This is a genomic window from Desulfobotulus mexicanus (genome assembly GCF_006175995.1).
Taxonomy (GTDB): Bacteria; Desulfobacterota; Desulfobacteria; order Desulfobacterales; family ASO4-4; genus Desulfobotulus; species Desulfobotulus mexicanus.
This window is the reverse complement of the sequence record NZ_VDMB01000003.1, coordinates 186,165-199,116: the sequence shown is the minus strand read 5'-3', so window position 1 is coordinate 199,116 and position 12,952 is coordinate 186,165. Positions and strand designations below refer to the sequence as shown.

The 12,952-nt window shown below is 49.5% G+C and carries 8 protein-coding genes; 4 read left to right on the top strand and 4 right to left on the bottom strand.

What is annotated here, in order from left to right; all coding sequences use genetic code 11:
- Positions 1-52 precede the first annotated feature (52 nt).
- Positions 53-2,680: an alanine--tRNA ligase gene (gene alaS / locus FIM25_RS04225; RefSeq protein WP_139446718.1), complete on the top strand. Its 2,628-nt coding sequence runs from the start codon at positions 53-55 to the stop codon at positions 2,678-2,680.
- A gap of 78 nt (positions 2,681-2,758) precedes the next feature.
- On the opposite strand, the gene FIM25_RS04220 is transcribed toward alaS, so the two are convergent.
- Genes FIM25_RS04220 through FIM25_RS04210 form a run of 3 tightly spaced genes read right to left on the bottom strand, consistent with a single transcriptional unit; the run spans position 2,759 to position 7,500 of the window.
- On the bottom strand, positions 2,759-4,588 hold the full coding sequence (locus FIM25_RS04220) for a YgiQ family radical SAM protein (RefSeq protein ID WP_139446636.1): 1,830 nt from the start codon (positions 4,586-4,588) through the stop codon (positions 2,759-2,761).
- 45 nt (positions 4,589-4,633) lie between these two features.
- Entirely contained in the window at positions 4,634-5,731 is a 1,098-nt protein-coding gene (locus FIM25_RS04215) for a hybrid sensor histidine kinase/response regulator (RefSeq protein WP_139446634.1), read from the bottom strand.
- The gene (locus FIM25_RS04210; RefSeq protein ID WP_179953150.1) at positions 5,728-7,500 is read right to left on the bottom strand and encodes an ATP-binding protein; all 1,773 of its coding nucleotides are present in this window, start codon (positions 7,498-7,500) and stop codon (positions 5,728-5,730) included. Before FIM25_RS04210 ends, FIM25_RS04215 begins: the two co-directional genes overlap by 4 nt.
- A gap of 100 nt (positions 7,501-7,600) precedes the next feature.
- Between FIM25_RS04210 and FIM25_RS17000 the strand changes: the two genes are divergently transcribed.
- Positions 7,601-7,795: a hypothetical protein gene (locus tag FIM25_RS17000; protein ID WP_179953149.1), complete on the top strand. Its 195-nt coding sequence runs from the start codon at positions 7,601-7,603 to the stop codon at positions 7,793-7,795.
- A 182-nt stretch (positions 7,796-7,977) separates the two neighbouring features.
- On the top strand, positions 7,978-9,669 hold the full coding sequence (gene hcp / locus FIM25_RS04205; protein WP_139446629.1) for a hydroxylamine reductase: 1,692 nt from the start codon (positions 7,978-7,980) through the stop codon (positions 9,667-9,669).
- 45 nt (positions 9,670-9,714) lie between these two features.
- On the opposite strand, the gene FIM25_RS04200 is transcribed toward hcp, so the two are convergent.
- Positions 9,715-12,105 carry an SUMF1/EgtB/PvdO family nonheme iron enzyme gene (locus tag FIM25_RS04200; RefSeq protein WP_139446627.1) on the bottom strand — a complete coding sequence of 797 codons (2,391 nt, stop codon included), beginning with the start codon at positions 12,103-12,105 and terminating at the stop codon, positions 9,715-9,717.
- Positions 12,106-12,171: 66 nt separating this feature from the next.
- Between FIM25_RS04200 and FIM25_RS04195 the strand changes: the two genes are divergently transcribed.
- Complete coding sequence (locus FIM25_RS04195; RefSeq protein WP_179953148.1) at positions 12,172-12,894, top strand: ParA family protein; 723 nt, start codon at positions 12,172-12,174, stop codon at positions 12,892-12,894.
- Positions 12,895-12,952 lie beyond the last annotated feature (58 nt).

The window sequence follows — 12,952 nt, the reverse complement described above, 5'->3', positions numbered from 1 at the left end:
ATATTTTATATCTGACTGATCTTAAAGTAAGCAGGAGAAAATAAAAACCATGATGACGGGAAATGAAATTCGTCAGAAATTTCTGGAATATTTTAAAAAACACGAACATCGCCTGGTGCGCAGTTCTTCCCTTGTTCCATCCGATGACCCCACTCTGCTGTTCACCAATGCAGGCATGGTGCAGTTCAAACGGGTGTTCATAGGGGAAGAAAAAAGGGATTATGTTACGGCAACCACCTCCCAGAAATGTGTCCGGGCCGGAGGCAAGCATAACGATCTGGAGAATGTGGGCTATACCGCAAGGCACCATACCTTTTTTGAGATGCTGGGTAATTTCAGTTTCGGGGATTATTTCAAGGAAAAGGCTATTGCCTTTGCCTGGGATCTCCTTACTAACGGCTATGGTCTTCCTGCGGAAAAACTCTGGATTTCCATCTATCTGGATGACGATGAAGCCTTTAATATCTGGCATGAGCAGATCGGTGTGCCCAAAGAACGCATCGTGCGTCTGGGGGAAGAGGATAATTTCTGGGCCATGGGGGATACGGGCCCCTGCGGTCCCTGTTCAGAAATTCACATAGACCGGGGACCTGCCCATGGGTGCGATAATCCTGCCTGTGCCGTTGGCTGTGACTGTGACCGCTATCTTGAAATCTGGAACCTTGTGTTCATGCAGTTTAACCGCTCCGAAGACGGGACCATGACGCCTCTGCCCAAGCCCAGTATTGATACGGGCATGGGGCTTGAGCGCATTGCCTCCGTGGTGCAGGGTGCGGATACCAATTATGACACGGATCTTTTTGTTCCCATCATGGAAAAGGTGGGAGAGATGTCCGGGAAAAAGCCGGGTGAAAATCCTGCATGGGATGTGGCCATGAAGGTAATAGCCGATCACAGCCGTGCGGCAGCCTTTCTTGTCAATGATGGTGTACTGCCTTCCAACGAGGGCAGGGGATATGTGCTGCGCCGTATTCTGCGCAGGGCCATTCGCTATGGCCGCAACATCGGTCTGACCCGGCCCTTTCTCAAGGATACGGTGCGGGTGGTTTTTGCCATTATGGAAGATGCCTATCCTGAGCTTAAAACCCAGGAAAGCTTCATTTGCAGTGTTATTGAGAATGAGGAAATCCGTTTTTCCGAGACCCTGGACAATGGGCTGAAGCTTCTCAACGAAACCCTTGAAGGCCTTGCTGCCGCAGGAAAAAAGGAGCTGTCCGGTGATGTGATTTTCCGGCTGTATGACACCTATGGTTTCCCTGTGGACATTGTAAAGGATGTTACCAAGGGAAGCGATGTCCGCCTTGATATGCAGGGTTTTGAAAAAATCATGGCAGAACGAAGGGAAATGAGCCGCAGCAAGGTGAAGTTTGACGCGATGAATGAAGCCTATCTTTCCCTTTCCAGTGCAGGTGTTCAGACGGCCTTTACCGGATATGAGAGAACCGAAGATAAAGCAAAGGTGCTTTTGCTTGTGCAGCAGGGAAAGGCCTGTGACAGGCTTGAGGGAGAAGGGGAGCTGGAGCTGGTAACGGACCGCACGCCCTTTTATGCGGAATCCGGCGGGCAGACAGGAGACAGGGGTTTTATCCGCACGAAAAGCTTTGAAATGGAAGTGACAGATACCCTGAAAGATCCCACGGGTTTTTTCATCCACAAAGGAAGGATTGTTTCGGGAAGCCTTGCAAAGGGTGAGGAAGTCATTCTTTCCGTGGACAGTGCAGCCAGGGCCAGCACCGAAAGAAACCATACGGCTACCCACCTTCTCCATGCCGCCCTGCGGAATGTGGTGGGGGATCATGTAAAGCAGTCCGGCTCCCTTGTGGGTCCGGACCGGCTCCGTTTTGACTTTACCCATTTTTCCGGGATTGACCGGAGTGTTCTGGACAGGGTGGAGGCTTGGGTGAATGAAAAAATCCGCCAGAATGTCCCTGTTAACTCCGAGGTAATGCAGGCAGAAGAAGCATTTAAAACCGGTGCCACAGCCCTTTTTGAGGAAAAGTACGGGGACGAGGTAAGGGTCATTAGTCTGGATACCTTCAGCAAGGAATTCTGTGGCGGGACACATACGGCCTACACAGGGGATATCGGTCTCTTTGTCATTGTGTCCGAAGGCAGTGTGGCAGCAGGTGTCCGCCGTATTGAAGCATTGACCGGCGCATCGGCCCTTGCCTTTGTACAGGAGCGTAACCGTATAATACTTGAGGCGGCTTACCTTTTAAAGGACAGGCCGGAGACTCTGGTGCCCCGGGTGGAACGTCTGCTGGCGGACTGTCGCAGTCAGGAAAAAACCATTGATTCGCTGAAAAACAAGATGGCGGAAATGAGTGCGGGAGATATTACCGAAGGCGTTGTGGAGATTCAGGGCGTCAAAGTACTGGCCAAAAAGGTGATGGTGGATAACCCTGCTTCCCTCAGGGATCTTGCGGATCGTATGAAGGATAAGCTGGGTTCCGGTATTGTGCTTCTGGGAACGGAATCCGATGGTAAGGTTCTTCTCATCTCCGTGGTAAGTAAGGATCTTGTGGGGCGTTTCCATGCAGGAAATATTGTGAAAACCGCAGCCGGTGTGGTGGGTGGCGGCGGTGGTGGACGTCCGGATATGGCCCAGGCCGGTGGTACCCGGCCGGAAAATCTGGATGCGGCTTTGCAGACGGTTCTGGATATGGTGTCTCAGGCTTAACGGCAGCCTATGCAGCGTAAGCCTGATGGTATTGTTTTTAAGGCACACAGGGCATTAAATAAATGGCCTGTGTGCCTGTTATCTGTCCGGACCTTTTTTTTTGTGGATACTGGGTCCTTTCTGGCTTTTTTGCGGTGTGCTGGGGCTGCTTTTCGTGCTTTTTTTTCTGGATCGCATGGCCTGATCCAGCTGCTTTTCCCCCTTTGAAGAGGATTGCACCACAAGATCCTTCTGCCGCTTTTTTCTGCCCCCGTCCTTTTCCACAAAAAGCTTCTCTCCCGTCCACGGATCCGTTTCCGTCCAGTACATGGCCGCCGACCAGGTGGAAGGTGTGGGCGTGAAGATCTGCACCTGTTCCGGTGTAAGTTTTAGTGTGTCACGGGCATAGGCCCCCAGTTTTTTCATGTCTTCTTCCGTACATCCCGGATGGGCTGCAATGAAGTAGTAGGTGAGAAACTGGGGTTTACCTGCTTTACGGGTCTGGGTGAAAAAAAGATCCCTGAAGCGTTCAAGGGTTTCGGTGCCGGGTTTTCCCATGCGGGAGAGGACATGGGGACAGATATGTTCCGGTGCCACCTTCATCTGGCCGGAAACATGGTGGCTTACCAGCTCTTCCAGATAGCCCGGTCCTGCTTTTTTATCCGCCAGCAGAAGATCATAGCGAACACCCGATGCCACAAAAACCTTTCGGACCCCTTTCAGACTGCGCAGTTCTTTCAGGAGTTTTTTCTGGAGACTGTGGTCCGGTTTCAGGGAAGGGCAGACCTCGGGGAAAAGGCAGCGCCGGTCTGTGCAACTTCCCTTTTCCAATTTTTTTCTGCATTCAAATCCATACATATTTGCTGTGGGGCCGCCTGCATCGGAAATAATTCCTTTGAAATCGGATCTGTGGGTGAGGCTTTCGGCTTCTTTCACAATGGAGGCAAGGCTTCTGGACCGAACCCTTCTTCCCTGATGCACGGCAATGGCGCAGAAATTACATTCCCCATAGCATCCGTAGTGGGTGGTGATGCTGTGGCGGATGGTTTCCAGTGCCCGGACCTCTCCTTTTGACGCATCATCGGGATGCAGGCTGCGGGTAAAGGGCAGGGCGTGCATGGCATCCAGCTCCTTTTCTTCCGTATGGGGAAAGGGCGGGTTCTGGATGAGAAATCGGTCAGCGTGGGCCTGGGCCAGCCCTCTGGCCGTGATGGGATCATTGTTTTCGTAAAAGGTATGGAACATGGAAAGAAAGCTTTTTTTATCTTTAGAAACCTCTTCAAAGGAAGGAAGGGTCAGGTAGTTTTCCGGAACTTCTTTTGCAACGAGGCATAGGCCGGGTATGGCATCCGGAGATTCTTTGTGTTTCAGGGAACGGGCAAAGGCAATGATGCTGGATTCGGCCATGCCGTAGAGCAGATAATCCGCCTTGGCATCAAAGAGTATGGAACGACGGATTTTATTGTCCCAGAAATCATAGTGACTGATACGGCGCAGGCTGGCTTCTATACCGCCCAGAAGAATGGGCACCGTATTCTTGAAGTAACGACGGATGCGGTTGGTGTATACAATACAGGCCCGGTCCGGCCTGCGGTCATTGACACCGCCGGGGGTATAGTCGTCGTTTTTTCTGCGTTTTTTTGAAGCCGTGTAATTGGCCACCATGGAATCCACACTGCCAGCGCTGACACCCCAGAAGAGTCTTGGTTCGCCGAGCTTTGTAAAATCAGAGGCTTTTTCCGGGTCGGGCTGGGCAAGAATGGCTACCCTGAAACCATCAGCAGCAAGAACCCTTGCAATGACGGCAATACCCATGGAAGGGGCATCAATAAAGGCATCCCCTGTCACAAGGATAATATCCGGAGCATCCCAGCCATTTCTGGCCATGGCTTCGGGGCTTGTGGGAAAAATGTCGGAAAGGTCAGGCATGAAAATCCTTTATTAAAAGCCTTAAGTCTGTTTCTGGGGAGCCTGTCAGCGGGCAGAAGTCCTGGAAGGGTATGGTGGAAAGGTAAGGATAAAGATGCTGCCTTTGGAGGGTTCACTTTCGATGGCAAGTGTTCCTTTGTTTTTTTCTATGAATTCCCTGCATATCACCATGCCAAGGCCTGTGCCGCACTCACCTGTGGTACCTGGGGTGGATTTACCGCAGGAGCCGGAAAGTAGAGAAGCCACGGTCTGTTCATTCATTCCTGTGCCTGTATCGCTGATACGTATTTCTGTCCCCGCAGAGCTCTGCTTTGCGGTGATGGTGATTTGGCCCCCGGTGTCCGTAAATTTGATGGCATTGGAAACGAGGTTGCGCAGTACCGATGCCATCATGTTGGCATCAGCAAAGAGATACAGGGTTTTTGGAATTTTACCACGGATATGGATATTTTTTTTGTCTGCGTTTTCCTTAAAAAGGGAAACTGTCGAATGGATCAGGCTTGTTAAATCCAGTATCTCCGGTTGCCATTCGTTAAAGCCGCTGCCTGTTCGGGCCCAGTCCAGCAGTTTTTCCAGCATTTGGTAAAGTTTGAGGGTGGAGCCGTGGGCATGGGCAAGAAAACGTTTTTTTTCTTTTTCCGTGTAATCATTATAGCCTTCCGTCAGCAGTCCTAAAAATCCCAGAACACTGCTGAAGGGTGCTTTGAGGTCATGGGCAACAACTGAAAGGATCTTTTCCTTTTCCCTGTTGATGCGTAAGAGCTGATTTTTCTGTTCCTGCAGCATCATGTGCAGATGGATGCGGGCCAGTATTTCTTCCTGCTGAAAGGGTTTGCAGATGTAGTCCACGGCTCCGGCCTGAAATCCTGTCAGCTTATCTGCCGTATCCGTGAGGGCTGTCATGAAGATGACAGGGATATCCCGGGTATCCGGATCTGCTTTCAGGGTTTGACATGTTGTGAATCCATCCATATCCGGCATGATAACATCCAGAAGTATCATGTTGGGCCGGGATAATTTAGCCATTTTGAGGGCCGTCTTACCATCCTGTGCCACCAGTGTACGGTAGCCGCTCTGGTCCAGACAGTGAAAAAGAATTCCCAGATTGGCAGGATTGTCGTCAACAATGAGTATGGTTTTCATGGCTGGTTAGCGACGTCTTTCTGGATTTTGCCGTGGTGGTTAAGCCATCGGCTCAACTCCCTGATACGGAACTGGCCTGCAAGTTCTTCCACATAACCTGTAAAGGCTTTATATTGGGTACACATATTATTACTTTGGCACCACTCTGTGATGGCAGAAATATCACCTTGTTTTACAAGATCCATAAGCTCTTGAATTTTCGTTTCATCCGGAAACAGGATTTCAGGAATGAGGGTGTCTGTTTCGGAGTTGGTTTCAGAAATCCAGATCATGGGAAGATGCTTACAGAGAACCTCAAAGAGCCTTTGCATCTGAACTGGCTTGGAAATAAAGGCTGCACACCCAAGGGTCATGCATTTTTCCCGGACATCTGGTGTTGCACTGGCGGAAACTGCAATAACTGGCGGAGCGTCCTTACCTAAAAGTTCAAGGATGGTTTCTGTGGTCTCAAAACCATCCATTCCCGGCATGATGAGGTCCATTAATATGATATCCGGCGGCATGGATTCGCAGATTTCTATGGCCTGCTCACCGCTTTCGGCTTCATCCATTATAAAGCCCAGTGGAGAGAAAAAGTCCGCCAGAAAGGACCGGTTTTCCCTGACATCATCGACGATCAGGATACGTAAGGGGGCTGTGTTTTTATCCGTACGTCTGTATCCCATAAGTGCGCCGGAAAGTGAAATCTTTTTTTCTGTGTTAATATTTTGCATGGACTCTGGCAGGAGGATAGCAAAGCTGAACTGACTGCCTTTTTCCAGCTGACTTTTTACTTCAATGATGCCACCCATCATGCGTATGAGGTACTGGCTGATGGCAAGGCCGAGGCCCGTTCCTTCTGGTTTTTTGCGAATACTTTCCACCTGAGAGAAGGGTTTGAAAATAAAAGGCAGATCCTTTTCAGGGATTCCTATACCCGTATCTGATACATTAAAAGAAATCAGGCCATTTTTTATTTTCACGCTAAGATGCACATATCCCTTTTCCGTGAATTTGACTGCATTTCCTAAGAGATTCAAGAGAACCTGCCGGAGTCTGTGCTCATCTCCAATGACCGTGGGCGGTAGATCATCGGCCATGGATACTTTCATGAGCAGCCCTTTTTCTTTTGCCCGGTTTCCGGCCATGCCCGCCGTGCTTTTGATAAAAGAAGCAAGGTTAAAAGCTTGCAGGGTGAGATCCATTTTTCCGGCTTCAATTTTGGAGAGGTCCAGAATGTCGTTGATCATGCGCAGGAGATGCTCTCCGCATTGCTGTATAACCTGAATGCGTTCCTGGTCTTTGGGCCCCAGCCTTTCTCCGTCCCGGTGCAGCAGTTGGGCGTATCCCAGAATACCGTTTAGTGGGGTTCTGAGCTCATGGCTCATGCTTGCAAGAAAGGCACTTTTGGCAAAACTTGCATCATCGGCTCTTTTTTTTGCTTCCAGATGTTCTTTGTTCAGATTAGCCAGTCTGGCATTGGTTTTGGTGAGTGCAAGGGTACGTTCCACAACCTTTTCTTCCAGTTTTTTCTTGTGGCGTGAAAGGTTGATATCCCTTTCCTGCATTTCCTGCAGTTTCATGTTCAGGCGTGTCAGGGTGGTGTTGGCGGCCATCAGGGATAGTGTGCGGTCCATGATTTTCTGCTGCAGCGTGGCTCTGTGTTGAAACAGGGCCTTATCTTTTTCCTGAATTTCAAGGATAAGATGGTTAAATCCTTCGGCCAGCAAAGAGGCTTCCCTGTTTCCGGGGATGGGTAGGGGACGGGAATAATTTCCTGTCTGTCTCATTTTACGGATGTCCAGGACGATATTCATCAGGGGTCTGAGCAATATATGGGTAAGGTACAAAAAAAGAAAAAAAACGAGCACATGTACTGTAAGGAGGGTAATGGGGCAGAAGGCAGGGTATTTGTTGTGGAACAGGAAAAAAAGAGTTGTGGTGCCGGAAGTGGCTGATATGCCAAAAATCATGAGAAGCATAATCTTTGAGCGCAGGGTAAATTTTGAAAATAAAGAAAGTATCATCATCGTTCCATATAAAATAATATTCGGTGAATATGCATTGAATATTCTGATATCATAAAAACTCATGGTGAGGCCATAGCTGTAAGCCTGGAGGTAGAAAAAATCCAGAACCTGACTATGAGAAAAACAATTTTTCATCTGTCTTGATTCAGATCAAGGAAAGGCTGGCCTGAAAAGCATAGACTCGCTTTCAGAGATGAGGAAGCAGCCGGACAAAACTTTTCAGTCAAGGAGGATACCATGTTCTGTAATCAGTGTGAGCAGGCAGCTAAAGGTGTGGGATGTGATAAGATCGGTGTATGTGGCAAAACAGGAGAGGTTGCGGCCCTGCAGGATCTTTTGATCCATGCCGTCAAAGGACTTTCTCAGGTTGCAGTGGAAGGCAGAAGGGTAGGGGTGACGGACCCGAAGGTGAACCGCTTTACTTCAGAGGCCATCTTTTCCACCCTGACCAATGTGGATTTTGATGAAAAACGCTTTGAAAATCTGATTCTGGAATGCGAGCGTTTCAAAAAAAGCCTTGAGGCCGATGTGAAAGCAGCCGGTGGAACAGTTCCTGGTACGGACACCTCATGGATTCAGAAACTGGTTGCCCGCCTGACCGGTAATGGAGGGGATTTTAAAATCCTTCCCACCCTGCCCATGAAGGCCCGTGACCTTGCATCCATGACCGCTCTGGGAGAGACCGTAGGGCTCCTTGATGGCCCGGATACCAACCCGGATCTTCGTTCCATTAAGCAGATTGTGGTTTTTGGTCTGAAGGGGGTTGCTGCCTACGCGGATCATGCAGCCATTCTGGGGCAGGAAGATGAGGCGGTATATGCCTTTATCCATGAGGCCATGGCTGCCACCCTGAACCCGGATCTTTCTGCGGATGAGTTGCTGGGACTGGCCCTCAAGTGCGGGGAAGTGAATCTTCGGGCCATGGAATTGCTGGATGCGGCCAATACCGGTCGTTACGGGCATCCTGTGCCCACTCCCGTTCCTCTGGGGCAGAAAAAGGGCAAGGCCATACTTGTTTCCGGCCATGATTTAAAGGATCTGGAGCTTCTTCTGCAGCAGAGTGAAGGCAAGGGGATTTTTGTTTATACCCATGGGGAGATGCTTCCCTGCCATGCCTATCCCGGTCTTAAAAAGTATGGTCATTTTTATGGACACTACGGTACCGCATGGCAGAATCAGGCCAAAGAATTTGATGCCTTTCCCGGTGCCATTCTCATGACCACCAACTGCATCCAGAAGCCAAAGGTCAGTTATCAGGAAAACCTTTTCACCACAGGTCTTGTGGGTTTTCCCGGTGTGCGGCACATTGCGGATAAGGATTTTACTCCTGTCATTGAAAAGGCGCTGGCCCTTCCGGGATTCGCGGAAGATGTAGCCGCTAAGGAAGTGCTCACGGGCTTTGCCCGGAATGCCGTCCTTTCCGTTGCCGGAACCGTTGTGGATGCGGTAAAATCCGGAGCTATCCGTCATTTCTTCCTTGTGGGTGGCTGTGACGGGGCCAGACCCGGCCGGAACTATTATACGGAGCTTGTGGAGAAAATTCCTGCGGACTGTATGGTGCTGACCCTTGCCTGCGGCAAGTTCCGGTTTTTTGATAAGGATCTCGGTAAAATCGGTGATCTTCCAAGGTTACTGGATATCGGGCAGTGCAATGATGCCTACTCTGCCATTCAGATTGCCGTGGCTCTGGCCGATGCTTTTGAGTGCGGCGTGAATGATCTGCCCCTTTCCATGATTCTCTCATGGTATGAGCAGAAGGCCGTGGCAATCCTTCTGACCCTTTTACATCTGGGCATTAAGGATATTCGCCTTGGACCTTCATTGCCTGCCTTTATTACGGAAAATGTGCTGGGTGTTCTGGTGGAGAAATTTGGTATCCGGCCCATTGCTGATACGCCGGATGAAGATCTGAAAACCATTCTCGGATAAGTTTTTAGTAAAATATGATGGGGCAGGCCATGGGCCTGCCCTTTTTTAGTCCACAAGGCAGCGGAATCCCAGAATGTTGGCGGTAAAGTCCGGCCGGAGGGGATAGCGGGCCCAGAGGGTAGGTTCTCCTGCCGTAATGAAACTGCCCCCCTTGGCGATGAAAAAAGGAATCTGGGAGACATTCTGGCTTAGACCTTCCATGGGGCTTTGTGTCCATTCCAGTACATTGCCCGTAAGATCCATCAGGGAAAAATCGTTCTGACCTTTCGTAAAGGTATCCACGGCTGTGGTTTCCCCAATGCCTGTGGTTTCCACATTGGAAGCCTCAGGATTCCATGTTTCTCCCCATGGATAGGGCAGGCCCTTTGCTGTGCGGGCAGCCGCCTCCCATTCATCTTCCGTGGGAAGCCTTTTTCCTATCCATGCGGCAAAGCGTCGGGCATCTTCGATACTGATCTGTACCACAGGGTGGTTGCGCTTTAAGTGTATGCTGGATCCGGGCCCTTCCGGTGCATACCATGCAGCTCCATCAATGCGCTTGCTTCCTGTTTCTGCAACCCATTGGGCTTTCATTTCTCCGGTATCGGGGTCTTTGACTTTACGGAAGCGGGGCTGGAAAACCGTACCATAGCCCATCTTTTCCGCTGTGGTACGGTAGCCTGTTCGTTCCACAAAGACCTCAAACAGGGCATTGGTTACGGGGAAACGACCGATATAAAAATCCTTAAGCTGAATTTTCGTTTCCCTGCGTTCCAGTTTTCCTGGGTTGGGAGAGCCTACCCGGAAGCTGCCCTGATCCACTAGAGGATACTGGTTGTAAAAACGTTCCATGGCACCCAGATAGCCGTCAAAGCGTTCGGATAAAAGGCGGTTTTTTTCCATGTCGTCGGGATCATACTCGCTGAAATCCTCGTCACTGCCAAAGCTCAGTCCCAGATCCGGTGCCTCTTCCTTTTCCTCTTCTTCAGGGGCTTCTTCTTCGGGTTCCACAAGCTCTTCAAAAAGATCCGGGTCCAGTTCGCCATCCACCTCAACTTCTTCCACCTCATCATCATCCAGCAGATCCATCAGCGGGGCAGAATCATTGTCTTCTATCTCAGGAATTTCATCATCTTCATCCATGAGTTCTTCATCCTCACCCAGCTCCACCAGATCGCCACCTTCTGAATCTCCCGGCTCTTCGTCATCATCGAGCTCTATGGTTTCAGTGTCTTCATCGATTTCTTCAGCGTCCTGCAGCTCTTCGTCTTCGTCCATCTCTATGGTTTCAGTGTCTTCATCGATTTCTTCAGCGTCCTGCAGCTCTTCGTCATCATCGAGCTCTATGGTTTCAGTGTCTTCATCGATTTCTTCAGCGTCCTGCAGCTCTTCATCATCGTTCAGTTCTATGGTTTCGATGTCCTCATCTATTTCTTCAGCGTCCTGCAGTTCTTCGTCTTCGTCCATCTCTATGGTTTCGATGTCTTCATCGATTTCTTCAGCGTCCTGCAGCTCTTCGTCATCATCGAGCTCTATGGTTTCGATGTCCTCATCTATTTCTTCAGCGTCCTGCAGCTCTTCATCATCGTCTATCTCTATTGTTTCGATTTCTTCATCTATTTCTTCAGCGTCCTGCAGCTCTTCGTCTTCATCCAGTTCTATGGTTTCGATGTCCTCATCGATTTCTTCAGCGTCCTGCAGCTCTTCATCATCGTCTATCTCTATGGTTTCGATGTCATCTTCGATTTCTTCAGTGTCCTGTAGCTCTTCATCATCGTCTATCTCTATGGTTTCGATGTCATCTTCGATTTCTTCAGTGTCCTGCAGCTCTTCGTCTTCGTCCATCTCTATGGTTTCCGGTTCAGATTCGTCTTCTGCTCCACTGTCTTCTTCGCCAGCGCCCGTGTCTGGTTCAGGAGTTTCTGTTCCGGGGGCATCAATGCTTTCCAGCAGATTTTTAAGCTCCTGTAGTTCCTTGCCATCGGGATCATCCACGCCCTTTTCCCGACGGTCCAGAAAATCCTTCACAATGTTGATTAGTTCATAAAGACGTGAGATGGACATCTGGCCGTTGTCTCCGGAAACCATGCCTGATACGGTCTGCAGGAGCTTTTCCCGCATGCTGTTATCCATTTCAAAGGTATTGTTTTTTCCTATGATAACACCTTCCGGGTTTTTATCTTCCTCCATCATTTTTTTAAGGTCGGCATTGATGGCGGTACGCAGGCTTGCAAAATTTTTTATGCGGCTTCGGATAGCCTGTGCATCTTCTCCTGTCTCCCATATTTCTGCAATAAGGTTTTCTGTGGGGATTCCATGGATGCGTGTAAGGTCTTCCTCAGTGCTATAATGTTTACGTATGGCCTGTATAAGGCGGTACTTTGGCGCATTGGGATTGCGATAAGGCAGATTGTCAAAGGCCAGATCAATGCCTTTCAGGGTAAGATTCAGGTTCATGGGCCCCCCGGAAAGAAGAAAAGAAGCAGGTGACTGAATTTTGGTGTTTTTACAAAACGGGATTCTGTGCTATCTTTAACAATGCATTCTATTTTATGTTTTCTTAACCATAACAGAGATACGGGTAAAACTGCAACGGTAAGGAATCTTGCTGCAGCCATGGCCCTTTCAGGAAGACCAGCACTGGTGGTTTTTTCAGAAGATAATCTCGTTTTTTCTGAGGAAGAAAAATATTTTCCTTTTCATTCCGGAATTCTGGAAGATTATCAGATACCTGCTTTGTTTTACATGAAAGCTGATACCTTGACAGCAGGGGAAACCTTGACAGTTGTAAAGATAAGAGAAAAGCTGACAGCTGTGCTTGATGTCTTAGCACCGGAAACCGTTGTTTTCTGGGATACACCCTCTGCACTTTCCGCAGAGACACGGACGGCCCTCTTGCTTTCCAGTGGTGTTTTTATTCCCCTTGGTCTGGAGGGGGAGGCTTTTGATCGTCTGGGACCCAGTCTCGGGCTTCTGGAGTGGGTACGCAGGGAAAGGCAGGAGCCTCTGCCTCTTATGGGTATGATTCCGGTGTGTGCCAGGCCGGATCAGGCTTTATCCCTTATCTTTTCCGGGCCGGCCCATAAACTGTTCAGGGCAAAGATGGCTCCTGTTCCCATTCCCGAAGATTTTTGTGTTAAAAGAGCTGAGTCCATGGGAAGACCTGTTTTTTGTGAAGATCTTTTATCCCCTGCGGCCTCTGCTTACCAAATGCTTTCCAGGTGGATATCTTCTTGCATTATTTGATAAAATGTGGATTCTGTACGGGGAAGGGCGTTGCGGAATGCCTGTCGGCTAGGCTTAT

Excerpts from the sequence above, each read along its gene's own strand:
- FIM25_RS04200 (WP_139446627.1), bottom strand. The coding sequence starts at position 12,105 with ATGAACCTGAATCTTACCCTGAAAGGCATTGATCTGGCCTTTGACAAT.
- FIM25_RS04210 (WP_179953150.1), bottom strand. The coding sequence starts at position 7,500 with ATGAGACAGACAGGAAATTATTCCCGTCCCCTACCCATCCCCGGAAAC.
- alaS (WP_139446718.1), top strand. The coding sequence starts at position 53 with ATGACGGGAAATGAAATTCGTCAGAAATTTCTGGAATATTTTAAAAAA.
- hcp (WP_139446629.1), top strand. The coding sequence starts at position 7,978 with ATGTTCTGTAATCAGTGTGAGCAGGCAGCTAAAGGTGTGGGATGTGAT.
- FIM25_RS04215 (WP_139446634.1), bottom strand. The coding sequence starts at position 5,731 with ATGAAAACCATACTCATTGTTGACGACAATCCTGCCAATCTGGGAATT.
- FIM25_RS17000 (WP_179953149.1), top strand. The coding sequence starts at position 7,601 with ATGGGGCAGAAGGCAGGGTATTTGTTGTGGAACAGGAAAAAAAGAGTT.
- FIM25_RS04220 (WP_139446636.1), bottom strand. The coding sequence starts at position 4,588 with ATGCCTGACCTTTCCGACATTTTTCCCACAAGCCCCGAAGCCATGGCC.